This window comes from Yoonia maricola (genome assembly GCF_002797915.1).
Taxonomy (GTDB): Bacteria; Pseudomonadota; Alphaproteobacteria; order Rhodobacterales; family Rhodobacteraceae; genus Yoonia; species Yoonia maricola.
The window spans coordinates 149,185-174,772 of record NZ_PGTY01000002.1; the positions used below are offsets into that span (position 1 = coordinate 149,185).

Below are 25,588 nucleotides of genomic sequence, written 5' to 3' on the forward strand. Positions count from 1 at the left end.
GTGCTCCTTGGCGAAAAAACATTGGAGACTGAAACTAGGAACCCTGCCGCCGCTGGTCAAGATGTAGCAGCTGTGTTCAGCGCTTCGTGAAGATGTTGTTGGGGTATTTCGGTCAATGTCCCGTTATGGGTCCAAAGAATAGCCGTTTTGATGGTGTGATCGGGGTAGATCAAACGCAGTGCATGGTCATAGGCGGCCAACTGGCGCTGCAGACCTAGGGGAGTTTGCGTGGGCGTTTCAGGGACCAGCCTGTTTGATTTGTAATCAATTGCCGTGATCATATCCAGCCCGATGATCAGCCGATCAATCGCCCCATGAATGCGGCCAAGGCCGGGGATGTCAGCCGTCACAACGACCTCGGTCAAGGCATCGGCCTGCCAAAGCCACGCAAGGTCGGGCTTGTCGATCAAGGCGATAACCTCTTCAACCAATGTGGCATCGTCGGTTTGCAACAGTTGCAGCCCAAGCTTGTGTCGCCGATCTTTCGCGACCATTGGCAAATGCTCAAGCAGCAGGTGAATTTGTGTCCCCCGCGCCAATGCATCGTCGATATCGTCACCAGCGGGATCACCTTTCATGATTTTATCACCGGGCAATTCTGATGGGGCGATTGTCTTGTTGGATTGTGGGATCGGCAATTCACCAAAATGCGGCGGTGCGACCTTTATCTTTGGCTTCGCATCCTTTGTAACCAAATCGGGCGCATTCCAATCCAATTCTGACACGCGCCGCAGAGGCATGTCACCAAGCATCGCGTCATAATCACCGCGCCTGCCCATTCCATCAGCGACAATGTTGTACCAACTCGCATCACCTTCCCCGACATCGCCCGCGGCACCCACGATCAGCCATTTTTCGGCACGTGTCATTGCTACGTAAAGCAACCGCATCCGTTCGCGCGCTTGCTTGGCGATAACGGTATCGCGCAATTCGGCCACGACAGGGGCCGAAGACTTTGCCGGGGTCTTCCAAATCAAGTGATCGCCGGCTGGCAACAGTTCTTGTTTTACCTGCACATCGCGTTTGGCGGTGTCGGGCAAAATGACAATCGGCGCTTCCAGCCCCTTAGCGCCATGCACGGTCATCACGCGAATGCGGTCACCTTGACTTTCCATCTGGCGTTTCACTTCCAGTTCGTCGGTTTCCATCCAGGTCAGGAAGCCGGTCAAACTGGGCACGCCCGTGCTTTCGTAAGCAAGGGCTTGGGACAGCAACGCGTCAATTCCATCTTCAGCTTCTGGCCCCAACCGGGCAAGCAACCTGCGCCGCCCATCATGCCGGGTCAGGATGCGTTCGATCAGGTCATAAGGACGCAGGAAGTCGGACTTGCTGCGCAGGTCGTTCAGAATTGCAAGGGTTTCGGTATGGTTAGAGTTGCGCAATGCTTCCCACAGGAAACTGCCTTTGGGCCGGTGATGGGCAAGCGTAAAAAGATCCTGCTCGGACCACCCAAACAGCGGGGATCGCAGGGCAGAGGCGAGTGACAAATCATCTTCAGGCAAAGCCAGAAAGCTGAGAACAGCGGCAAGGTCTTTCACGGCCAATTCGGCCCCGACCCGTAGCCTGTCAGCGCCTGCGATCTTTAGATTAGCGGCTTTACAGGCGCGAATGATCTCAGCAAAGAGTTCGGACCGGCGCTGTACAAGGATCAGGAAATCGCCCTCTGTAATGGGGCGGCGGTTGTAGGTTCCGGTGTTATCGATTTCTTCGGGGATCGTTTCATGCCCGATGATATGTTTGATCTGTTCCGCAACGCGCTGGGCCATCAGCACGGTGTGATCGGTGGCGCTGGGCTCATCAACAGGTTTGAACCATTCGCGATTATCCTCGACGATGGACTTTTCAATCACTGGCCACAAGTCGACGCGACCGGGCATGTTTTCCTTGAACGCGATATGGGTCAGTGTGTCGTCCATCCCTTCTGCGCGGTCCCCAATAAAGGTCTGATCTACGACGGAAAGGATCGCTTGGGAAGATCGGAATGAATGGTCCAGTGATGTGACCTCAAACGGTTTATCAATTGCCCGGTGTGCATCGCGGAAATGCGCCTTCATCTGGTCAAAGGCCGCCGGATCAGCCCCTTGGAACGAATAGATCGACTGTTTCTTATCACCCACAACGAAGACGGTCCGTTCCCGATCCATCCGCGCGCCTTCGCCTGTCGCAAACTCTTGCGTCAGTTGCTCAATGACCGCCCATTGGGTTGGGCTGGTGTCCTGCGCTTCGTCCACCAGTATGTGATCGATCCCACCGTCCAGCCGGAACAGCACCCACTGCGCGACATCCCTGTCGGTCAACAGCGCCTTGGCCTTGCGGATCAGATCGTCGAAATCAAGCGCGCCCATGGCGAGTTTGCGCGCCTCATATGCAGGGACAAAGACGTTGGCGAAATCATAAAGCGCTTTGGTGCGGTCCAGTGCCAATAATCCCAGCCGATAGGGGCGCATGTCTTCGACACGCCCCATCAATGGTGCGATATCTGCCATCAGATCTTCGTTTGCGGCGCGCGTTGCCTTGGTGGGCAGGGTGTTGGTTTTGGCCGTGAATGGTGCTTTCGCGCCTTCACCAGTCAGAAAGACGTTTTCGAGGACCGCAAGAATGTCATGCGGTGCATGTGCGTTGCTGATGATTGGGCGCAAGGCGTTTGCGGCTTTGACGTCATTGGTTGAACCCGCCGCACAGGCGTTCACGAACCGCGACAGCAGTTTTTCGTCAAAGACATCATCAAGCAGCGTTTCAACAGTAAGGTCTTCTGGGATACCAAGCGTTTCATTGATCGATGCAAAATCGCGTTTCTGATGGAAATATTCGCGCTTTCCGGCGATTTCAGCCGTAAATTTATCCAATTCGCTGCCGGTGAAATGTGCAAGCAGTTGATGCACGACATCTGCCTGTGGACCCACCACCATCTCATCAACCACCTCTGCCCGCAAGATTTCTGCGGCCCGATCTTCCATCTCGCGGAATTGTGGGCTGACCTGCGCTTCCAATGGAAAGCGCCGCAGCACGCCTGCACAGAATGAATGGATGGTTTGGATTTTCAGACCACCGGGCGTTTCAATGGCGCGGGCAAAAAGGGTGCGGGCCTGCGCAAGTTGCGCCCCATCAATCTGGCGATCAACGCCTAAAGCCACCAATTCGGCGCGCAAGTCATCGTCCGCCATCATGGCCCATGCGCCCAAACGCTGGAACAGGCGGTTCTGCATCTCGGCTGCGGCGGCTTTGGTGTATGTCAGGCACAGGATGTTCTGCGGTGAGACCTCTTCCAGCAGCAATCGCGCCACGCGGTCGGTCAGCACGCGTGTTTTGCCGGACCCCGCATTGGCCGATAGCCAGGTCGAGGTGCGTGGATCGGCGGCATCAACCTGTCGTTGGGTTGCAGCATCGCGGATCATGTCAGCACCTGTGGGTCAGGGTCGTCGCTGGTGCCCCATTCGCCGTAACGCGACAGATGATCATAATCGCTTTGGTCCGTTTTTGAAAATAACGCGAGGCGAGCCGTATAGCCGCGTTTGGGGTCGTGCCAATTGGCAAAAAGCGCCTCTAACTCGCCCCAAACCTGATTGGGTGGGTTGTCATCGAGCGGCGCCGGCACTTTTTTCATAGCCGCATTTACCCCGATAAAGGTGGCGCCAGCGACCGACATGGGACCAAGGCTTTCGAACGCGCCAAGCTCCACCATCGCCGCCTCTAGCAAGAGCTGCTTGTCAAAGGTCAGTTGCTGATTTTTGGTCGGAACCGCCCCGGTTTTATAGTCATAGATCAGCGCCGATCCGGTGTCTGTCAGGTCAATTCTGTCGGCCTTGCAGGTCAGCAAAACACCAGAGGGTGCGACAAAAATCTCGCCAAAGGCTTCGATCTTGTTCTCGGTCGCAAGAGTTTGCCGTTCTGCCTCATCCGCCAAAAACTGATCGGCGGATCGTTCCATCCGTGCCATCCACTGTGCGCGGATTGTTGGCCACGGGCAATGTGCGGCAAATTCTTCGGCCGCGATTTGCATCAATGCATCTTTGTCATTCGCCCCGTGTCCGGAACGTATGAAACGCTCAAGAATGCCATGCACGATTGTGCCGCGCAGGGGCGCATCTGCGGTGGGCACCAGCGGGTCGAGGGGGCTGAGGTGCAGCGTGTTGCGTGCATAGATCGCGAAAGGATCGCGGATCAGCGTTTTGATTTGGGTCACGGAAAGCTTGCCTGGTCGCGCAGCGATGGGCGGACAAGGCGAAGGGCGAGGTTGCGCTGGAACCCGGTTTTCAGGCGTGGACAGAGCGGCCGCCATCGCACACCAACGTCCGCCCTCGGCGCGCATCGCTTCCAGCGCATCGGGTCCGTTTTGTTTCGGCAGACCTTTCAACAAATTCGTCAGCCGGTTGACCCAGCGTGACGGCACAGTTTCCGCATCGGCCGAGCGTTTCGCCCGTGTGATCCATACCTCGCGCCCGGCAACCGCTTGTTGATAGTCATGCGCCGACAGTCCAATCCGCCGTTCTGGCAGCAAAAGCCCCGCCTTGGCCCGCATGACCCTGTTCAGCCAAGGATCGGGGGGTGGTGCTTCGGGCCAAACGCCATCGTTCATGCCGCCCAGAATGGTCAGATCAACGCCCTGTACCCGCGCCTCAAGCGTTCCCCAGATCAGGATGTCGGGGTGGCCCGCATCGCGATCCCGCACTGTGCCTTCGGCGATGACCGCCCCAAAAAGGGCCGCATAGTCCCGTGCGGTCATGGTGCCGCCTGCGCTGGCAACTTGGATCAGGTTATCGCAGGTTTTGCGTGCTTCGCGTCCTGCCGCTTCGTCCCAAAGGCCGCCTGATCCGTCAGCGGCGGGGCCTGCGCACAACTGTGTGGCAACGGTGAGGTGCTGATCCAGATGGTCAGATAATGTCTGGCCGTGCGCCGTTTCCAACCCGGCGATCAGCTGTGCGAGCCAACCTGCCCACCCGGCGCGCTCTGTCCCTGTCTTTGCCCATGTCAGCAGATCTTCCGGTTTTGGGAAGGGCGGCCCATACCGGCGCAGGTATAGTTCAAGATCGCGGGTATGGCGCAGGTGTTCGCCGCGGTCGTCCCGCCCGGAATGGCACAGCGGGTGTTTTAGCAGGGTCAGCAATGCCTCACCTGTCAAAGGTTTACCAAAAAGGTCCGCGACATGGCGTAAAAACCGCCCCGGCGGGGACAGGGCAAGGGGCATACCGGCACTGTCGTCAGGCTTGATATCCCAACGGTCGAGGGCAGCCGTCACCTGACGGGTCAGCATCCGATCAGGCGAGATCAGGGCGGCAGTGATCCCATCCTTTGCCGCTTGGCGCAGGCGCAGCGCAATGGTTTCTGCCTCAGCGCGGGGCGAGGCTGCTTCTACCAAAGTCAAACCTTTGGTCGCGTCGTGCAGATCGCCAAGATCAGGGCCTTCCGCCAGCCACTGGTCTGTCACAGGCGCGGGGCGCAGTGATAGGGAAATCAGCGCGTTGCGCGCTGGGTGCACTGGCGCTTGTCCGGACCATTCGCCAACATCATTTCGCCCAAACCCGATCAGGTCCATCAGGCGGCGGAAGCGGAATTGCGGATGATCCTCTGCGGTCAGATCATCATCCATTGCGTCCCAGACGTGATCAGGCAGATCGAAATCGAACCCCGGCAGGATGATTGCACCCTGTGGCAGCTTGGCGACCGCCTGCATAAAGAGTGCCGTCGCGCCGCGCGATCCGGTTGATCCTGCAATGAGGATGGGATGTATCGGCGGTTCTGTCTCCCAATTTGCGGCAAGTGTTTCGATCACCATGCGTTGCCGCGCTTCTTTATCGGGTGGTTCATTTTGTTGGTCAAAGAACGGGGTGATGATCTTGAGAAACGCCAACGCGCGTTCCCAGTGTCCGGACTGATCGGTGACATCGAGACCAGTGATCACATCGGGTTTCACACCTTCGCCCTGCATTTCATCCATGAGTTTGGCAAGGCTGTCGGACAGATCATAAAGTGCCGCACGCGGCGCAAGGTCAGGTTCCTGATCAAGTAGTTTGGCCACGAATTGCGATAGCTCCAATCGCCGCCGCAGGGGTGACACCGCAGGTGGCAAATCAAGCGAGACCGGATCGTTTGCAAGATCGGTGATCAGGCGGATACGGGGCAGCAAACGCGCTGGGCCCGCGTCAAAAACCGCCCTGATGCGGCGTTGCATGCGGGTTGTGTTGACGTAGATTTCAACCCGAGCCAGATCGGTCGGTGTCATATCTGCGGTGCGCGCAAGCAGCCCGGCGACAAGCCCTTCGGCAAAATCAACGCCGGGTGGGCTGGCAAAGATGCGCGGTTTGGTTGCGGGGTCAAACATCCAGCATTGCCTCGGCTGCTTCAATGCTGGACGGTTGCCCAACATCGCACCATTGCCCGTCGTAAACGGTGCCATAAAGGCCGCCGCGCGCGCCGATAATGTTCCATGCGATATTCAGCGAAAACGCGGTTTCTGCGATCTCAGACAACACATCGGTTCGCAGGATTTGCAGGCCGGTATAAATGGCTTCTGGCGCGCGATGCAGTTGACCGTTTGCGTCGATATGGAAATCACCTTTGCCAAGGTGGCCAGAAACGTTGCGCTTTTCCACGAGTAGCAGGAGTGCCTCCATTTCGGGCCGCCATGCCTGCAGGATGTGCCGTATCGGGTTAGGGCCATTCCAGACGGCGTCGGTGTTCATGGTCAGGACCGGATTGCCATTCAGAAGCGGCAATGCCTTGCGCAAACCGCCACCGGTTTCCAAAAGCATATCGCTTTCATCAGAAAAAATGATGGGCTGGCCGGCAAGATGGTCGCGGATCATATCGCCGTGGTAGTGTAGGTTGACGACCTTTTTGCTAATGTCGGTGTCTTTGGCAAGATCAAGTGCGTGGTCGATCAGCGCCTTGCCTGCCACCTTGATCAACGGCTTGGGTTTATCCGCCGTCAATGCCCCCATGCGGGTGCCAAGCCCGGCGGCGAAGAACAGGATTGGCATGCTCATGCGACCAGCCTCGCCAGTTTTTCTGGTGTTGGCGCGGGCACAGTATCCAACACCGCTTGTTGTAGGTTGGCAAGTGCCGGGTCTTGGAGGTCTTGCAGGATATGGCCCCAAACGCGCGGCATGAAATCAAGGTAGCGCGGTTTTCCCATCTCAGTCACGAGGCGCGCAAAAACACCAAGGATGCGTAGGTTACGCTGCACGGCAAGACAAGCAAACGTTGTTTGAAACTGGCCCTTTGCGCGGGTGCTGTCGGTGAAATACTGGATCATTTCTGTGGCCACGCTTGGGCTGACGTCGCGCCGGGCATCCCGTAAAAGCGAGGCAAGATCATAGCCTGCGGGTGCGATGAAAGCGTCTTGAAAATCCAGCAACCCAACTTTGTCATGGCCCGTTAGATTGGCCCGCCAAATCAGGTTTTCGGCATGGAAGTCACGTAGGGCCAGCGTATCAGGATCGGGTGCAAATTCTGCCAGCGCATGATGCACTTGTGCGCAAAGATCATCAGTGGGCGCGTGGCTGTAATATGGTCCAATGATCGCGACCATCTCGGCACCGACGGCAGGTGTCATCTTTTTAAGATGGGCGGGGGGCGTCACTTCTTCCAGCCGCAGCAGGATATCTGCGGCAGACCGGTAAAGTATCATCTCATCTGATGGCATGTCCTGCAGCCATTGCGCAAAGTCATTTATCCCCAAATCGCTTAGCAGCAATAGCCCGTTTTTGGGGGCATGCCCGAGGATATCTGGTGCGGCAAACCCATGCTGGCAGAGCAGATTTGCTATATCAACAAAGCTTCTTGTGTCTTCGCCGTTTTCGGGCGGCGCATCCATCAGAATTGCCGTTTCGGGCCCGGACGACAGACGTAGGTAACGGCGCGCTGATGCATCACCGGCCAGCGGGGTTTGCGCCCAATCTTGCCATGGGCCACCGGCAAGGAAATCTGCGATGATGGTGGCGCGGTCAGGCATTCAAGCCTCGCAACCTGTCGGGCCAAGGTGAGGGTCCCGTGATTGTCAGGTGATGTTGGTCCTCTTGTGCTTCAAAGGCTAGTGTCAGCGCTGTTTTGGGTGCGACGTCGCCTAACCGATCCGGCCATTCTATTAGGCATATCGCGGTTTCAAATGCCTCACTTAAACCCAGCTCCAATGCTTCATCCGGGTGCGTCAGCCGATAAAGATCGCAATGCCAGATATCACCATTTTCATCGTCATAGGTTTGCACCAGAGTGAATGTAGGAGAGGGGACATCTTCCATCCGCCCAAGGCGTGCGCGGATCAGGGCGCGGGCGAAGGCGGATTTGCCTGCGCCAATCTGCCCATCCAGCAAGAGCGTGTCACCTGCCTTGAGGTATGTTGCGATTTTCGCTGCCAAAATGCCGGTGGCTTCTTCATCGTCCAGAGAAAACGCAAACAAGGTGTGGGTCATAACCCGACATTATGGGGTTGCGACGGCCCTGCAAGCGGAAATCAGCGCTTGCCAGCTTCGATTGCCATATCGCGCATCATCAGCTTGCGGATTTCGGGCCTTTTTGGTGGTGCGATTGCAAAGCGCACGAGCGTCATCCCGCTTGCGATAGGGTCCGCATGGCAGGCCAAATGTCGCCCGTCCTCCATCAGTATCGTGTCTGACCATGGCGGTCTGGTACCAAGTTGCTGGATGAAATCACGCATGTCATGCCACATTGACGATGGGATACAGTGGTTTTGCCAAACCTTCATCTCAGACGGTAAGATGCGGTGTTCGAGCACCTTTTCCGGCCCGTTGGACCAAAGGGTAGTGTAGGCGCGATTGGACATCACCAATGTGCCGGTCGCTGAAAAGACTGCAATGGCGTCGGACAGCGTATCAAGTACGGCTTGGCCGGTTTCGATGTCACGGCGGAAGCGCCGTGTCAGCGACACCTCTGCGGTGATATCTTCGAATAGCAAGGCAAAGGCGCCATCTGGATGCGGCCGCCCGGTGACGCGGTAGGTCTGCCCGTCTGGCAGTGCCCAGTTCTTGCTGTAGGTTCCGTTCTTTGCGGCTGTTTCAACAGCCGTGAATTGTTCGCGCCATGATGTATAATTCTTGGGTTCAGGCATCATGCGTATTTCGCGCAAGCGGTCGAGCACGGTATCAATTGTGGGACTGGCGCCAAGAAAATCAAAGGGTAGGCCGGACATATCGCTGAAGGCCGGATTGAACATTTTCACTTGTCTGTTCTTGTCAAAGATCGCAAGGCCAATGGATAGTTCCCCAAATGTCTTGCCAAGTGTTTTTACAAATTCTGATCTGGCACTGTCTGCGCGGACAATTTCGGTTGCGTTATTGGCGAAATGCAAACGCCCGCCTGCATGGATCACGGTTGAAATGTCAAACCATTGGTCCTTTTCACCATCAGCTGGTTTGACCGCAATCCTGCGCTTTTGCGGCTCCAGCGGTTCCGCCGTGGCATCGAAAAGGGATTTCACATCCAGTTCACGCAGCGCTTCGATATACGCATTATTCGCCCAACGCAGATGCCCGTTTTGATCTTCGTGCCAGACTAGCTGTGTCGAATGGGTGGTGATGCTCTGCATCAATGCGGTTTCTGCATTGCTAGCGTCACAGGACATGCGCAACGCAGCCAGTTCGCGGGTCCAGGTTTCATCGCCATTCAGTGAAATCCGCAACCGGTTGTCCGTACGTTTGGCATCGATAAAGACGGTCGGATCGCTTTCGCTACAGATACGAAATGCCGCTGCGTCAGGATCGGCGAGCTTTTCTTTGATACCCGGAAATTCTGGCGTGACATGGGTAATCATCACATCAAGATCACTCAGGTTATTTGCGCCGTGACCGATCATCGCCCATGCATCGGGGGTGGCATCGATCAGATGATCATCAGCGAAAAGAAATATTGTCCCTTTATCGGACGCTTTGTTGAAAGTGGCGGCTCCTTGCGGGCGTGCGGGTCTTTTGGATTGCAGCAAAGTAATGATCACCGCAGCGCCGCAAACCGCAGCAACACAGATGGCGAGAAGCTCTGCCATGTTCAATAACATGATGTATCCATTCCTGACTCTGCGTGATTAAGATATCGATCAGGAAAGTTAACGTCGTCTTAACATTTGGGCCAAGATTATGGCCAAACAGCAATAGGTTGGTTTTCCCCCAAAGGTGCGTTTTGCGTAGGTTTATTTGTTTGCAGCAACTTGCGGGGCCAACTGACCTCAACAATTGCACCACCTGTTGCCTGCCCGGTCCAGCTTGCATGCCCATGCTTGCGGCTGTTGGAAAAGCTCAGTTTCGCACCTGAACGTTCAAGTAAAGTCTTTGCAATAAAAAGCCCGAGCCCCATTCCTTCATAGCCCGGACGCCGGGCGCCATCTTCGGACAAACGGCGGCGTTTGACAAACGGATCACCGATGCGCCCAATCACAGAGGGCGGAAAACCGCGCCCATCGTCAGAAATGCGCACGGTAATCGTGTCCTCGGACCATGTCATTTCTACCATCACCTGCGCGCGCGAAAAATCGACGGCATTCTGAATAAGATTGCGAAGCCCATGGATGATTTCGGGGCGTCTTTCTATGCTGGGTTGGGTCAGGTTGGCCCCTTCCTGTGGCACAATGTCGAAGCGGACCTCCTTGCCTCGGTCCAAATGCGGCTCGGCCGCTTCGCGGATTACCGTTTCAATGGGTGCAAAGCGCACCTGTAAATCATCCTTGCCGGAGCGCCCCATGGATTGCAAAATATCGCGACACCGATCTGCCTGGGACCTGATCAGTTCAGCATCCTCCAGCAGCTCTGGGCGATCTTGCAATTCTTCCTTCAACTCACTGCTCACCAGTTTGATCGTGGCCAGTGGTGTGCCTAATTCATGCGCTGTGGCTGCAACAACGCCGCCAAGATCTGTCAGTTTTTGTTCGCGTGACAGGGCAAGCTGTGTGGCCAGCAGTGCCTCGTTCATGGCGTTCATCTCGGAGGTGACCTGGCGGGCGTAAAGTGCGACAAACACAAGGCTGATCAACAACGCGACCCAAAACCCGAACTGAAACAGCACTGGCAAAGCAAGCTCTGCGCCAGCATCACTCATCAAGGGCAGGTGATAGCGGCTGACAATCGTGACCAGCGTGATCGCCGTCAGTCCCAGAAAAACAGTGCTTCTGATATGCAATACTGTCGCAGAGATCGTCACTGGTGCCAGCACAAGCATCGCAAAGGGGTTGTTCAGCCCGCCTGTCAGATACAAAAGCGCGGACAGCTGGATGATATCAAAGACAAGCCAAAGGGTTGCTTCAAGCCCCGACATGCGTTTGTTGGTGGGATAGGTATAATAGGATACAAGGTTCGCAGTGATTGCGATGGTGATAACCAAAGCCGCCGCACCGACCGCAATATCAATGCCATACAGCCTGACCGCAACGATGATAGCTGCCGATTGGCCAGCAATCGCAAACCAACGCAGGGTGACCAGCGTGCGCAGCCTGATCCAGTTGGTTCTTTCTGGTCGCTTCAAAAGCTGAAAGTCGGTAGGCGGCATGTTCTGAAATCCGATACGCGGGTTGATAGAAAGGATAACCTGAATACCGCCATGATCAATGCGACTTGATCCATGACCTTTCAGATACGCCGCGTTCAGTTGACGCGGCCTGCTACAATTCTACTTATCTAAAAGAACTGGCAATAGGTCTTAATATGAATATCGAGGCGTTGGATCTGGGCGAAGACAAAAGTCTTCTTCTGGTCGATGATGATGAAGCGTTTTTGCGCAGGCTCGCAAAAGCGATGGAAAAACGTGGTTTTGACGTTGAGATGGCAGGTTCTGTCGCCGCTGGTAAAGCTGTGTCCACGGCCCGCCCGCCTGCTTACGCGGTGGTTGATCTGCGTTTGGAAGACGGCAATGGCCTTGATGTGGTGGAAACGCTACGCGCCCGCAGACCGGATGCGCGGATCGTGGTCTTGACCGGATATGGGGCCATCGCCACTGCCGTGGCGGCAGTGAAAATCGGCGCAACCGATTATTTGTCCAAACCTGCGGATGCCACTGATGTTACCAATGCGCTGCTTGCCTTGACGGATGAATTGCCACCACCCCCCGAAAACCCGATGAGTGCAGATCGGGTCCGCTGGGAGCATATTCAGCGCGTTTATGAACTATGTGATCGCAATGTATCCGAAACAGCGCGGCGGTTGTCGATGCACCGGCGTACCTTGCAGCGCATACTTGCTAAGCGAAGCCCGCGTTAACCAAAGGCAGTCTCTACTCTTTGTTTTCTGTTTCGCGGCTCAACAAATCGAATTTACGCAGTTTGACGTAAAGCGATTGGCGTGACAGCCCCAGCATCTCTGCTGCGGCGACACGGTTGTTCATCGTCAGTTTCACCGCTGTTTCAATGCACATCTTTTCAACCACATTGGTTGTTTCAGCAACGATGTCTTTCAACGTGGCACTGCCTACCAGTTCGGCAACCGAGCGCATGCTGTCGTCACTGCCCGGATGTGACCGCGCTTGCGCAACCTCTGCCCGGTTTGCATCACGCAACACGAAGGCAAAAACAGTCTGCTGACCAGCCAAAAGTTTGGTCACGGACACATCAACCGCGCGTGGGCTGCCATAGGCACCGGCCAGTTTTGTTGCATAGCTGCGCATCCGCCCGGCACGTTCGGCGTTTTCTGCCATAACTTTGAAATCAACGCTGCCGCGTTGCAGATAGTCTGCAATGCTGCGATCGCGCACGTTGATGTCATGCGCCACATCAATCATGTCAAGAAATGCATCATTGGCGGACAGGACATCACCGGTATCTGTCGTAAAGACCATCGGATCGGGGCCATCGGCATACAGAGCTTGTAGATTTTCGGTCAGGGCATCCGCCCGCACGGCGTTTTTGTTTTCTGGCACAAGTCTGCACAGCAACACCCGCTCACCCGCAGCACGGAACAGCGTCGGATATATCTGGACGGTGCCACCGTTGCCGCGCAAATCAGCCTTTGTTTTGTTATTCATGTCCGAAATGGCTTGCGACGCAAGCGCATCAACCATATCGCCGCGCTTGCGACCCTCAAAACAGCCCGACAATTGGTTGCCGATCAGGCTTTCCAAGGGACGATCGACAAGGGCAACTGCGGCGGAATTGGCCTCTGTAATTTCCCCGGTCAGGACCGAGACGAAAAGAACAGCCTCCGTGGTGTTTTCCATCAGAACGCGAAAGCGTGTGTCATATTCGCGCTGTGTTTCATAATCGCGCTCTAGTGACAGCTGCGCTTCAACCAGTTGTTGCTGCATCTCGGCAATCGGGCGCAGGTCACGGCCCAACAGAAGAATGGCGCCATCCGGCCCGATCCGGTGAAAGCTATAGCGGACAGGAGATTCCCAGCGATTATTGCCGTCGGTATGGTTCAGCTCAACCGGGCGCACCTTTTGTTTGCCCTCAAGGAACTCCGCAAGGCGGCTTTCAAATTTCGAAACGCTTTCAATTGTGAGTGAGGTGCGGATGTCTTTCTTTTCCCAGCTTTCAAGCTGACGAAAGGCCTCATTGGCGGGGTTCACAAGGACCGAAAGGATCGAACCGTTATCAGAAATCACGACGCCAACATCGGCCACTTCTGCGATGATATCGCCAAGGATTTCGGGTGCAATCAACGGGATTGCGCCGCTATTCCAATACTTTGTTCCACGGGACGTCATTGATGTCGCCTGTGACTGGGAGCCGCCTTCATGGATCAGGTCCCGCCCTTGGCGTGTGCTATCTTGTGTATATTTTGTGGTAGGCCGCAAAGCGTCAGCGCCTCGTCTGGAATTCTTGTGGCATAGTCCGCCCCTGTAAGCGCCGTTATGTTATCAACCGTCTCAACGTCCAGAATGGTGCCACCTACCACCACAGGCGGGGGTGTATTCGTCGAGGTTTTTATAACATCAATCATACGGCGCAACGATTCAAGCGTTTCGCCACGCGAAGATGAAATAAAGACACCGCGGTATTTAGTACTTGAAACGCCAGCGGCAACGTCTTCCGCCTTGCAACCCAAAATCAACTTCACCGAATACCCTTTGCGGCGCAATTGACTGGTGAGAACAATGGCCCCCAGTGTATGGTAAACATCTTGCAGCACGATCAACAGGATCGACGGTGCACCCGGTGTTGCGGTATTGTCGCTCGCCCAGTGCGGGCCAAGTTCGCGCATCATTGCCTGCAAACGCGACGCGCCAATGGTGACATTGGCAAAGCCCAGCTCATCCTTGCACCAAAGATCACCGAGATCGCGCGCAATGGCCGGAATATAGTGATCTGCAAGGTCTTCGGGTGCGATGCCCTGCGTCAGCGACCGCTTGATTACATCGCGCGATTGTTTGGGGTCAGGATCAAGCGCTGCGTCTTTGAGCCGCAAAAAAACAGCGTTATCCAGTTCCAGCTCAGCGCTGTCGTCCGCAAAAGCCGCCGCAACACGACGTCCCTTTGCGTATGGCTGCACCAGCGGCACCGCACGTTCCTTCTTTGCGTCAAAGTTTTGACGATCGGCCATCCATGTGTCCTCTGACTGAAACAAAGCCCAAAGGCATCTTTTGCAGCAGTTGTTCCATTCTCGTTTGTGAGTGCGGGAATGTCAAAGCAAATTGACATAAATCAAGTGTGTGTTAACGCGCGATTTAGAAAAACCCTTATAAACAGGCGTCTTAACACCTATAGCATTTATGATTTTGATGCACTCTTACATACAGACATTAGTGTAACTTAAAGTTGACACATGACATGTTTGGCCCATAGTCTTGACACAATACGATGTCAGGGAGGGTTTACATGGCTATCGCCAGTATAAACACATCAAGTGTGCAAACACTGGATCGACGTTTGTATTCAGACGCTGAAAGAGCACGTCGCGATGCCACAAAATGGACCCTCGTTCAGGGTCTTTTAGCACCCTTCCAGTTTGTCGTCTTTCTGATCTCTTTGGGCCTTGTCATACGTTACCTGTCGACGGGCGCGGGATACGATGCAGCGACCCTATCTATCATGATCAAGACGGGTGTTTTGCTACTGATCATGGTGACCGGTGCGATCTGGGAAAAAGTGGTCTTTGGGCAGTATCTTTTTGCGCCCGCATTCTTTTGGGAAGACGTGTTCAGCTTTGCGGTTATCGCATTGCATTTATTATATGTTTTCGCTCTTCTGACAGACAGCCTTGCCCCTGTTGGTTTGATGTATTTGGCCCTTGCCGCTTACGCCGCCTATGTCATCAACGCCGCTCAATTCGTTTGGAAATTGCGCCTTGCCAGGTTGGATGCGGAGGCGCGCGCATGAACGTCCCCCTTCCCCCTACAAATGGCGGTTGCCGAACTGCTCCGGTGCTTAAAGAACGCGGCCAGCGCGAGGTGTTTTGCGGCCTCACGGGGATCATCTGGTTACACCGTAAAATGCAGGATGCGTTTTTCCTTGTTGTGGGCTCGCGGACCTGCGCGCATTTGCTGCAATCCGCCGCTGGTGTGATGATATTTGCCGAACCACGATTCGGCACTGCGATTCTCGAAGAACAAGATTTGGCGGGCATGGCCGACGCGCATCAGGAATTGGATCGCGAGGTTGAACGGCTGTTGTCGCGCCGTCCTGACATCCGGCAACTATTTTTGGTGGGATCCTGCCCCTCTGAAGTGATTAAGATCGATCTGGCTCGCGCTGCAGAACGTCTAAGCCAGGTTCATGCGCCCCATGTGCGGGTTTTGAACTATTCCGGTTCCGGCATTGAAACGACCTTCACTGAAGGTGAGGATGCATGCCTTGCGTCAATGGTGCCCGTGTTGAAAGATACTACCGCCCGTGAGCTGCTCGTCGTTGGCGCCCTGCCCGATGTGGTCGAAGACCAGATGGTTTCGCTCCTGAACGATATGGGCATTGGCCCAATCCGCCTGCTTCCCGCACGGCGGATTGATGACACGACCGCAGTTGGCGAAAACACTGTCTTTGCGCTGACCCAACCTTTCCTTGGCGATACCCATGCCGCGTTAGAACGGCGCGGTGCACGCCATTTGGCGGCCCCTTTCCCGTTTGGTGATGAGGGCACAACCGCTTGGCTGCGCGCCATCGCCATTGAATTTGGCGTCAGCGAAGAAACCTTTGAGGCGGTGACCGCTGCCCCCCGCGCCCGGGCGCGCAAAGCGATTGCCCAAGCGGCAGAGGCGTTGCGCGGCAAGTCTGTGTTCTTCTTCCCTGACAGCCAGTTGGAAATCCCGCTTGCACGGTTCCTGACCCGTGAGTGCGGGATGACAGCGGTTGAGGTCGGCAGCCCCTATATCCACGATGCCTTGCACGGTCCTGACCTTGATCTGTTGCCCGCTGGCCCGCAGATTTCTGAAGGTCAGGATGTGGACAAGCAGTTGGAACGTGCGCGTGCCGCCCGGCCTGATCTGACAGTCTGCGGTCTTGGTCTGGCGAACCCGCTTGAAGCCGAAGGTCTGTCTACAAAATGGGCCATCGAATTGGTCTTCACACCAGTGCATTTCTACGAGCAAGCCGGTGATCTTGCGGGTCTCTTTTCGCGGCCCCTGCGCCGGAAAGCTGTCCTCCACATGCAGGCCACAAGTTCTTCTATTGAAACGCGCGAGGCCATGCGATGAAGCTGACCGTCTGGACATACGAAGGCCCGCCCCATGTCGGCGCCATGCGCGTCGCAACTGCGATGAAAGGCCTGCATTACGTGCTGCACGCCCCGCAGGGTGATACTTACGCAGACCTGTTGTTCACGATGATCGAGCGACGCAACCACCGCCCGCCTGTCAGCTACACGACCTTTCAGGCGCGGGATTTGGGTGCTGACACGGCGACTTTGTTCAAGACTTCTTGTCAGGATGCCGTGGACCGGTTCGATCCTGAAGCGATTATCGTTGGCGCGTCCTGCACCGCTGAACTTATCCAAGATGATCCGGCAGGTCTGGCCGAAACCATGGGTCTTTCGATCCCTGTCATCCCGCTCGAATTGCCCAGCTATAGCCGCAAAGAAAATTTCGGCGCGGATGAAACGTTCTATCAGATCGTCCGCAGCCTCGCGCAGCCGCAAGAGCGGACGGCACGGGTAACCTGTAACATCCTTGGCCCAACCGCGCTGGGCTTTCGCGCCCGCGATGATGTGGAAGAGTTGACCGGGCTTCTGTCTGAAATGGGCATCGACATAAATGTCGTGGCCCCTCTGAACGCAACACCGTCTGATATCGCGCGCCTCCCAGCGGCGCATTTCAACGTGTTGCTGTCGCCAGAAACGGGCGAGGCCGCGGCGCGGTTCCTTGAGAAGAACCACAATCAGCCATTCACAAAGGTTGTTCCAATCGGCGTAGGTGCGACCCACGACTTCATTAGTGAAGTCGCTGCGATCACCGGCGTCTCTGGCCGCCCGGACGAAAGCCGCCTGCGCATGCCGTGGTGGTCACGGTCGGTGGACAGCACGTATCTAACCGGCAAGCGTGTCTTCATCTTTGGCGATGGCACCCATGTTGCTGCCCAAGCACGCATCGCGCGCGATGAGATGGGTTTCGAGGTTGTCGGTATCGGTTGCTATAACCGCGAAATGGCGCGACCCATTCGGGCGTTGGCCAAAGAATACGGCGTTGCGGCCTTGATCACCGATGATTATCTGGAAGTTGAGGCGGCGATTGAAAATCTAAGCCCCGAAATGATCCTCGGCACGCAGATGGAGCGTCATATCGGCAAGCGTCTGGGCATTCCTTGCGCTGTCATTTCCGCGCCCGTCCATGTGCAGGATTTCCCTGCGCGCTATTCCCCACAAGTCGGTTTTGAAGGTGCGAATGTTATCTTTGATACGCTGATCCATCCGCTTGTGATGGGTCTGGAAGAGCATCTGCTGACCATGTTCCGCGACGACTTTGAATTCCATGATGCAGCCGGTCCAAGTCATCATGGCGGGCATAGCCCTTTGCCAGAGGCAGGAGCCTCCGGCGGGAGTTTGCCGGCCAAGATGAAGGATGAAGCGGTGCCAGATAACGTGATCTGGCTGTCGGATGCGGAACGTGAGCTGAAGAAAATCCCGTTTTTCGTGCGTGGCAAGGCACGCCGAAATACCGAAGCTTTTGCGACCGAGAAGGGGTTGCACGAAATCAGTCTTGATACGCTTTACGAGGCAAAGGCCCATTATGCGCGATGAGGTGATGCATAAACCTTACCGCGTGGTGATCGTCACGCTGGATGCCCATGCCGCTGGTCCTGCTGCGCGGGTTTCGGCGCGGTTGGCACCCGATTTTCCAGGCCTGGAGGTGCAGGTTTTGGCGGCCGCTGAATGGGGCGAATGCCCTGATGCGCTCACCAAAGCCAAAGCAGCGATTGCGCAGGGCGATATTGTGATCGCCAACCTTTTGTTCCTTGAAGAGCATATCAACGCGATCCTGCCTGCGATGGCCGCCCGCCGTGAGGGTTGTGACGCGATGATCGGCATGATTGCTGATGCGCAGGTCGTCAAGCTGACCCGTATGGGTGATCTGGATATGGCTAAGCCTGCCAGCGGGGCAATGGCCCTGCTGAAAAAGCTGCGCGGTTCTGGCAAACCGTCAACCGAATCTGGCGCGAAGAAGATGCGCATGCTGCGCCGCTTGCCCAAGATCCTGCGGATGATCCCAGGCAAGGCGCAGGATCTGCGTGCTTGGTTCATGTCGATGCAATATTGGCTTGGTGGGTCTGATGATAACGTTGAACATCTGATCCGTTTCCTGATTGGCCGCTATGCCACACGTGCCGACTGGCAAGGTGTCACGGCCAATGCGCCAATCGAATACCCTGATGTGGGCCTTTACCACCCTGACCTACCTGACCATCACATCACCACTGATTTGACCGCGCTGCCCGGCCCCGATGCCCCTGTGGCAACCGTTGGTGTCTTGATGTTGCGCTCTTACGTGCTGGCCTCTGATTGTGCCCATTACGACGCTGTGATCCGCGCGTTTGAAGCGCGCGGTATGCGTGTGATACCTGCCTTTGCGGGCGGTCTGGACGGGCAGCCGGCTGTTGATACCTACTTCAAGGGCAATGTAGATGCGCTAGTCTCACTCACCGGTTTTTCACTGATCGGTGGCCCCGCCTATAACGACAGCGACAAGGCGGTTGCCTTGTTGAAAGACCTCGATGTGCCCTATATTGCCGCGCAGCCGCTGGAATTTCAGACGCTTGGTCAATGGGCCAAAAGCGATCAGGGTCTTGGTCCGATTGAGACGACAATGTTGGTTGCCTTGCCAGAGATTGATGGCGCGACGAACCCTACAGTTTTTGCCGGACGGCACGGGACGGATGGTTGCGATGGTTGCGCGCATGCTTGCCGGGCGCAATCTGATTGTAAGGCGATGGCCCCGTGTCATGAGCGGATCGAGAGCCTGACGGAAAAAACCCTCCGTTTGGCCCTCTTGCGCCGTAAGCGGAATGCGACGAAGAAGGTTGGCATTGTCATCTTTGGTTTCCCGCCGAATGCGGGGGCTGTGGGGACGGCCGCTTACCTGAGTGTGTTTGAAAGCCTGCATAATACGCTGACGCGGATGAAGGCCGAGGGATACACTGTTGAAGTGCCTGCCACGGTCGATGATCTGCGCGCCGCGATCTTGCAAGGGAATGCTGCGCAATACGGCCAGCAGGCCAATGTAGCCGCCCATGTGGATGCCGATACCATTGTGCGCAATAGCCCACATCTGGCCGAGGTTGAGGCGGTTTGGGGCCCAGCCCCAGGGAAAATCCAATCGGACGGGCGCGGTGTTTATGTGCTGGGCCAGCAGTTCGGCAATGTCTTTGTCGGGGTGCAGCCTGCCTTTGGATACGAAGGCGATCCGATGCGTTTGCTCTTTGAAAAGGGCTTTGCACCGACCCATGCGTTTGTGACCTTCTATCTGTGGTTACGGAATACGTTCTCTGCTGATGTGGTCTTGCATTTCGGGATGCATGGCGCGTTGGAGTTCATGCCGGGTAAGCAGGCGGGCCTGAGTGGGCAGGACTGGCCGGATCGTCTGATCGGTGAGATGCCAAATGTTTATCTTTATGCCGCGAATAACCCGTCCGAGGCGACATTGGCCAAGCGCCGGTCCAATGCAGTGACGATCACGCATTTGACGCCCCCCCTTACAACCGCTGGCCTTTATAAGGGGCTGGCCGAGTTGAAGGATAGCCTGACCCGTTGGCGTGAAATGCCCGCTGATGATGATCAGCGCGCCGATCTGGAACAGTTGATCCGCGACCAGGCGAATGCAGTTGATCTGAATGCGCGGGATATCGACAAACTATGGCTCAAGCTGCTCGAGACCGAAGGGTCGCTGATCACAGAAGGTCTGCATGTCGTCGGCAAGCCGCTATCCGGTGCTGCCCGCGCGGATATGATGCGTTTGATGCCGGAAGGCAAAGCAGCGGATCAGGCGGCTGAGTTGCTGAAAGAAGACCACGAACTGCCAGCTTTGATGCGTGCGCTGTCGGGCCATTTCATCGCGCCGGTTCCCGGTGGTGACTTGATCCGTGCGCCGCAGATTGTGCCGACTGGCCGCAATATCCATGCGTTTGATCCGTTCCGCATGCCAACCGCATTTGCGATGTCGGAAGGGGCCAAACAGGCCGACCTGCTCTTGGAAACCCATGCGAGCCTGCCGCGTACTGTGGCTTTGGTACTTTGGGGGTCGGACAACATTAAATCCGATGGTGGCCCGATTGGGCAAGCGCTGGCGTTGATGGGGGCGACGCCGCGGTTTGACGCTTTTGGCCGGTTGTCGGGGGCAGATTTGATCCCGCTCGAAAAGCTGGGCCGGCCACGCATTGATGTGGTGATGACCCTATCGGGGATTTTCCGCGACTTGCTGCCGTTGCAGACCCGCATGTTGGCTGAGGCAGCATTGAAATGTGCGACGGCGGATGAGTTGCCAGAGCAGAACTTCGTTCGCGGGCATGCGCTGGCCTATGCCGAAGAAATGGGTTGCGAACTGGAGGATGCCGCGCTGCGCGTCTTCTCGAACGCAGAAGGGGCTTATGGGTCCAATGTAAACCAGTTGGTTGATAGTTCTGCCTTCGGTGATGAGGACGAATTGGCTGACGCCTATGAGGCCCGCAAATCATTTGCTTATGGCGTGAATGGTAAGGCCTCGCAGAACCCGGCGTTGTTGCAGAAGGCGTTGAAGGACGTTGATCTGGCCTATCAGAATTTGGAGTCCGTTGAGCTGGGTGTGACAACTGTTGACCACTACTTTGATACGCTAGGTGGGATTTCACGCGCGGTGAAACGCGCCAAAGGCGGCGAGAGCGCGCCGGTTTACATTGGTGATCAGACCCGTGGGTCTGCCAAGGTACGCACTTTGCAGGATCAGGTCGCGTTAGAGACACGCAGCCGCAGTTTGAATCCGAAGTTTTATGAAGCCCTGCTGAACCACGGCCATGAAGGTGTCCGCCAGATTGAGGCACATGTGACCAATACGCTCGGTTGGTCTGCGACCACGGGTGAGGTGGAGCCTTGGGTTTATCAGCGCCTGTCCGAGACATTTGTACTGGATGCCGAGATGCGCGAGCGGTTGGCGGCGTTAAACCCGCAGGCGTCCATGCGGATGGCGAACCGTCTGCTGGAGGCGTCGGATCGTGCGTACTGGGCGCCCGATGAAGATACGTTGGCCGCTTTGCAGGATGCAGCGGATGCGTTGGAAGATCGGATGGAAGGGGTCGCTGCGGAATGACGTGCTTTGCAACAGATTTTGCGCCCCTTTGGGTCGCGGTGAAAAGGGGGCCAGCCCCCTCGTCGCTGCGCTCCTCACCCCCGGAGTTTTTTTACCAAGATGAAGATGAAAGGAGGCTCGCATGAGCCCCAGAGATGACGTTCCAAACCTGAAAGGTCTGGATGGCGAAGGGTCTGTTCAGGTCCATCAGCCTGAAGATGCAAAGATCGAAGGCGCGAAGGTGTTTTCGGTTTATGGCAAGGGCGGGATTGGGAAGTCGACGACGTCTTCCAATCTGTCGGCGGCCTTTTCCATGCTGGGCAAGCGGGTGCTACAGATTGGCTGTGATCCCAAGCATGACAGCACGTTTACGCTAACCGGATCTCTGGTGCCGACGGTGATTGATATCCTCAAAGAGGTCGATTTCCATTCCGAGGAATTGCGCCCTGAGGACTTTATCTTTGATGGCTTCAACGGTGTGAAATGCGTTGAGGCGGGTGGCCCGCCAGCAGGAACTGGTTGCGGTGGCTACGTTGTTGGTCAGACGGTGAAGCTGCTCAAGCAGCACCATCTGCTGGAAGATACCGATGTCGTGATTTTTGACGTGCTGGGCGACGTGGTTTGCGGAGGTTTTGCCGCCCCATTGCAGCATGCGGATCGTGCGCTAATCGTCACCGCGAATGACTTTGACAGCATTTATGCCATGAACCGGATTATTGCCGCCGTGCAGGCCAAATCTGCGAACTATAAGGTCCGCCTCGCGGGCTGTGTTGCCAACCGGAGCCGTGAAACGGACGAGGTGGACCGCTATTGCGAGACCGTTGGCTTCAACCGTATCGCCCATATGCCTGATCTGGATGCTATCCGCCGCAGCCGTCTGAAGAAGAAGACGCTGTTCGAGATGGATGATGAGGAAGATATCGTTCAGGTCCGTAAGGAATATATCCGTCTGGCTGAGACGCTATGGAACGGGACAGAGCCGCTGGCACCAGCCCCGCTGCCAGACCGTGAAATCTTTGAATTGTTGGGGTTTGATTGATGGCTGACTACGCCGCCACACGTGACCGGGTCGAACATTATTTTGACCGTTCTGCCACCAAAGTATGGGAGCAGTTGACGTCTGATGCGCCCGTTTCCGGCGTGCGGGCGACGGTGCGTGCGGGGCGTGACAAGATGCGTGCGCTGATGTTGGCGCAGTTGCCAGCAGATTTGCGCGGTGCGCGGATTTTGGATGCGGGTTGCGGTACCGGTGCGATGGCCGTGGAACTGGCCCAGCGCGGGGCTGATGTGGTGGCCGTTGACATCTCGCCTGCTTTGGTCGGGATCGCGGAGCAGCGGATGCCTGCGAACCTCGCCGGGCATATCACTTGGGTTGCTGGCGATATGCTGGAGGCCACGCGCGGTGCTTTTGATCATGCGCTCGCGATGGATTCGATGATTTATTACAGCGCCCCCGATATTGCTGCGCTCTTGGGCAAAGCCAGCGCGCGCATCACCGGCAAGTTCGTCTTTACGCTGCCTCCGCGCACCCCTGCGCTGATGGCGATGTGGCGTGTGGGCAAGCTGTTTCCGCGGGCGGATCGGAGCCCAACCATGATCCCGCAGAAGACTGCGGGTGTCGCGGATGCCTTGCGTGAAGCGGGTGTGAAGGGCCGTCTGGTTGAGATCGACCGCGTGAAGTCTGGTTTCTACATCTCCAACGCTCTGGTTTTTGAGGGAGGGAAGGCATGATCTTCAAAGCCTCCTCTCTGAAACAGGTGTCGGTGAAACTACTGCCGTTCAGCGATGCTGTGAGTGATGAGCTGCCGCTGGGCCAATTGCTGCGCCTGTCGTTATTTCAAGTGTCGGTCGGCATGGCGGCGGTGATGCTGTTGGGTACGCTAAACCGGGTGATGATTGTTGAGCTGAACATTGGCGCGATGTTGGTGGCGGCAATGATTGCATTGCCGGTCCTTGTTGCACCCTTGCGTGCTTTGGTTGGCTACAAATCCGATAACTACAAGTCCGCGATTGGATGGAAGCGTATTCCTTACCTCTGGCTGGGCACCATGTGGCAGTTCGGTGGTCTGGCGATTATGCCGATGGCGCTGTTGGTTTTGTCCGGCGACCGCACGATTGATTTGCCGATTGCCGGGTATCTTGGCGCTGCCATGGCATTTTTGATGACCGGCTTTGGGATGCATATGACGCAGACCGCAGGTCTGGCGCTGGCAGCAGACCGCGCAACCGAGGAGACGCGCCCCGAAGTCGTGGCCTTGCTGTATGTGATGAACCTTGTGGGCATGGCGTTTGCCGCCATCATCATTGGCGCGTTGCTCCGCGACTATTCTGCATTGCGTTTGGTTCAGGTTGTGCAAGGAACAGCGGTTGTAACGTTGCTGCTCAACCTGATTGCCCTGTGGCGGCAGGAAAAGGTCAAACCGATGACCAAGGCGGAACGGGCCGAGGCGTCGCCAACTTTCCGCGATGCGTGGAATGATCTTGCAGCGGGCGGCGATGCCGGGCGCCTATTGGCGGTCGTCTTCGTTGGAACGATGGCCTTCAACATGCAGGATGTGCTGCTAGAGCCATATGGCGGTGAAATCCTCGGTCTGTCCGTTTCCGCCACGACACTGCTGACGGCGATGTGGGCCGGAGGTGCGCTGATTGCGTTTGGTTTTGCGGCGCGCTGGTTGGCCAAAGGCATGGACGCCTACCGCATGTGCGCGCGCGGTATCCTCGCAGGTATCTTGGCTTTCTGTGCCGTGATCTTTTCAGCCCCTGTTGGCTCACCCGCTCTTTTCTATCTTGGCGCAGCTTTGATCGGTTTCGGAGGCGGCCTTTTTGGCGTCTCGACCCTGACTGCCGCCATGACAATGCCCACGCTCGGTAATGCCGGTCGTGGTTTGGCCCTTGGTGCCTGGGGGGCTGCACAAGCCACCGGCGCCGGGCTGTCCATCTTTATCGGGGGCACCATCCGTGACCTCGTGAACCATGCCGCTGGGAACGGCACCTTGGGAGAGGCGCTCGCCACGCCTGCCACGGGCTATTCGGTCGTTTATCACACCGAAATTGGCCTCTTGTTCCTAACCCTCATTGTGCTGGGGCCGCTTGTGCGGCTGCGGCCCATCAACACCGGAAGGTCTGCCAAGCTGGGATTGGCAGATTTCCCGACCTAACCACCGAAAGGACATCAAAATGGTTGGTGAAACATTCTTTGGAGACTTCGATCTGGCGAGCGCAGCAATTTGGCTCTTCTGGATCTTCTTTGCGGGGCTTGTGTACTACCTGCAAACCGAAAACATGCGCGAGGGCTATCCCTTGCGCGATGATGACGACGGTGTGCCGGCTAATGAGAGCCTTTTCCCTATTCCTAAAGAAAAGACGTTCAAACTGCGCGATGGGCGTGGTGAGCTGACGGTGCCGTCACGCGAATACGAAGACAGCAAGATGCGCACTGATCTGGCGCTGGCGCAGTCATCTGCATCAACCGGTTCGCCCTGGATCCCAACGGGTGATCCAATGGTCGATGGCGTTGGTCCTGCCGCTTGGGCCCCGCGCCGGGATGAGCCTGAGCTGGATGCACATGGTCATGTGAAAATCCGTCCAATGTCACTGTTGGAAGATTTCAAAATCTCTGCTGGCCGCGATCCGCGCAGCCTGCCTGTGGTTGGTCGCGACGGCGAAGTTGTTGGTCGTGTGACGGATATGTGGGTCGATGTGCCAGAACAGATGGTGCGGTTCCTGACCGTTGATCTGAACCCAGAAGGGACCGGCAAGGCACGCCTGATCCCCATGAACATGGCCAAGATCGGCACCGACCGGGTTGTCGTTCGTTCGTTGATGGCTGGGAACTGGAACGATGTGCCTACGACCCGCAGCATGGAGCAAGTAACCGTGCTCGAGGAAGACAAGATCATGGCGTACTACGCCGGCGGCACGATGTACGCCTCCTGATCTGATGTGAACGACCAGGTGATCCCGGCCAGCCACCGGGGCC

Annotated in this window: 18 protein-coding genes; 9 read left to right on the forward strand and 9 right to left on the reverse strand. The window is 56.4% G+C overall.

Annotation, left to right across the window (positions count from 1 at the left end):
- Positions 1-56: 56 nt before the first annotated feature.
- The 7 genes from addA to regB form a co-directional block, all read right to left on the reverse strand.
- Positions 57-3,395, reverse strand: coding sequence for a double-strand break repair helicase AddA (gene addA, locus BC777_RS10935; RefSeq protein ID WP_100368230.1), 3,339 nt, complete (start codon positions 3,393-3,395; stop codon positions 57-59).
- Positions 3,392-6,319, reverse strand: a complete 2,928-nt coding sequence (addB, locus tag BC777_RS10940; protein ID WP_100368231.1) for a double-strand break repair protein AddB — start codon at positions 6,317-6,319, stop codon at positions 3,392-3,394. The genes addA and addB overlap by 4 nt, the downstream gene beginning before the upstream one ends.
- Complete coding sequence (locus BC777_RS10945; RefSeq protein WP_100368232.1) at positions 6,312-6,983, reverse strand: nucleotidyltransferase family protein; 672 nt, start codon at positions 6,981-6,983, stop codon at positions 6,312-6,314. Before BC777_RS10945 ends, addB begins: the two co-directional genes overlap by 8 nt.
- Entirely contained in the window at positions 6,980-7,951 is a 972-nt protein-coding gene (locus tag BC777_RS10950; protein WP_100368233.1) for an aminoglycoside phosphotransferase family protein, read from the reverse strand. The genes BC777_RS10945 and BC777_RS10950 overlap by 4 nt, the downstream gene beginning before the upstream one ends.
- Positions 7,944-8,408 carry a tRNA (adenosine(37)-N6)-threonylcarbamoyltransferase complex ATPase subunit type 1 TsaE gene (gene tsaE / locus BC777_RS10955; RefSeq protein WP_100368234.1) on the reverse strand — a complete coding sequence of 155 codons (465 nt, stop codon included), beginning with the start codon at positions 8,406-8,408 and terminating at the stop codon, positions 7,944-7,946. Before tsaE ends, BC777_RS10950 begins: the two co-directional genes overlap by 8 nt.
- Positions 8,409-8,449: 41 nt before the next feature.
- Positions 8,450-10,006, reverse strand: coding sequence for a PAS-domain containing protein (locus BC777_RS10960; RefSeq protein ID WP_100368235.1), 1,557 nt, complete (start codon positions 10,004-10,006; stop codon positions 8,450-8,452).
- A 77-nt stretch (positions 10,007-10,083) separates the two neighbouring features.
- Positions 10,084-11,487, reverse strand: coding sequence for a sensor histidine kinase RegB (gene regB, locus BC777_RS10965; protein ID WP_100368236.1), 1,404 nt, complete (start codon positions 11,485-11,487; stop codon positions 10,084-10,086).
- A gap of 155 nt (positions 11,488-11,642) precedes the next feature.
- Here regB and BC777_RS10970 point away from each other — a divergent pair, with 155 nt between their 5' ends.
- A complete protein-coding gene (locus tag BC777_RS10970; protein ID WP_100368237.1) occupies positions 11,643-12,194 on the forward strand; it encodes an ActR/PrrA/RegA family redox response regulator transcription factor in 552 nt (183 codons plus the stop codon).
- Positions 12,195-12,207: 13 nt separating this feature from the next.
- On the opposite strand, the gene ppsR is transcribed toward BC777_RS10970, so the two are convergent.
- Both ppsR and BC777_RS10980 read right to left on the reverse strand, forming a co-directional pair.
- Positions 12,208-13,635, reverse strand: coding sequence for a transcriptional regulator PpsR (gene ppsR / locus BC777_RS10975; protein ID WP_100368238.1), 1,428 nt, complete (start codon positions 13,633-13,635; stop codon positions 12,208-12,210).
- Between the two features lie 35 nt (positions 13,636-13,670).
- A complete protein-coding gene (locus BC777_RS10980; protein WP_100368239.1) occupies positions 13,671-14,471 on the reverse strand; it encodes a cobalamin B12-binding domain-containing protein in 801 nt (266 codons plus the stop codon).
- A gap of 275 nt (positions 14,472-14,746) precedes the next feature.
- Here BC777_RS10980 and bchF point away from each other — a divergent pair, with 275 nt between their 5' ends.
- The 8 genes from bchF (at position 14,747) to puhA (ending at position 25,545) form a co-directional block, all read left to right on the forward strand.
- Positions 14,747-15,247, forward strand: a complete 501-nt coding sequence (gene bchF, locus BC777_RS10985) for a 2-vinyl bacteriochlorophyllide hydratase (protein ID WP_100368240.1) — start codon at positions 14,747-14,749, stop codon at positions 15,245-15,247.
- Positions 15,244-16,557 carry a ferredoxin:protochlorophyllide reductase (ATP-dependent) subunit N gene (locus BC777_RS10990; RefSeq protein WP_100368241.1) on the forward strand — a complete coding sequence of 438 codons (1,314 nt, stop codon included), beginning with the start codon at positions 15,244-15,246 and terminating at the stop codon, positions 16,555-16,557. Before bchF ends, BC777_RS10990 begins: the two co-directional genes overlap by 4 nt.
- The gene (gene bchB, locus BC777_RS10995) at positions 16,554-18,095 is read left to right on the forward strand and encodes a ferredoxin:protochlorophyllide reductase (ATP-dependent) subunit B (RefSeq protein WP_100368242.1); all 1,542 of its coding nucleotides are present in this window, start codon (positions 16,554-16,556) and stop codon (positions 18,093-18,095) included. The genes BC777_RS10990 and bchB overlap by 4 nt, the downstream gene beginning before the upstream one ends.
- Complete coding sequence (locus tag BC777_RS11000; protein WP_100368243.1) at positions 18,085-21,630, forward strand: magnesium chelatase subunit H; 3,546 nt, start codon at positions 18,085-18,087, stop codon at positions 21,628-21,630. Before bchB ends, BC777_RS11000 begins: the two co-directional genes overlap by 11 nt.
- A gap of 121 nt (positions 21,631-21,751) precedes the next feature.
- A complete protein-coding gene (gene bchL, locus BC777_RS11005) occupies positions 21,752-22,648 on the forward strand; it encodes a ferredoxin:protochlorophyllide reductase (ATP-dependent) iron-sulfur ATP-binding protein (protein ID WP_100368244.1) in 897 nt (298 codons plus the stop codon).
- Positions 22,648-23,340, forward strand: coding sequence for a magnesium protoporphyrin IX methyltransferase (gene bchM, locus BC777_RS11010; RefSeq protein WP_100368245.1), 693 nt, complete (start codon positions 22,648-22,650; stop codon positions 23,338-23,340). The genes bchL and bchM overlap by 1 nt, the downstream gene beginning before the upstream one ends.
- On the forward strand, positions 23,337-24,767 hold the full coding sequence (locus BC777_RS11015) for a PucC family protein (RefSeq protein WP_100368246.1): 1,431 nt from the start codon (positions 23,337-23,339) through the stop codon (positions 24,765-24,767). The genes bchM and BC777_RS11015 overlap by 4 nt, the downstream gene beginning before the upstream one ends.
- 19 nt (positions 24,768-24,786) lie before the next feature.
- Positions 24,787-25,545 (forward strand): photosynthetic reaction center subunit H, encoded by a 759-nt coding sequence (gene puhA, locus BC777_RS11020; RefSeq protein WP_100368247.1) that lies wholly within the window; start codon positions 24,787-24,789, stop codon positions 25,543-25,545.
- Positions 25,546-25,588: the final 43 nt, after the last annotated feature.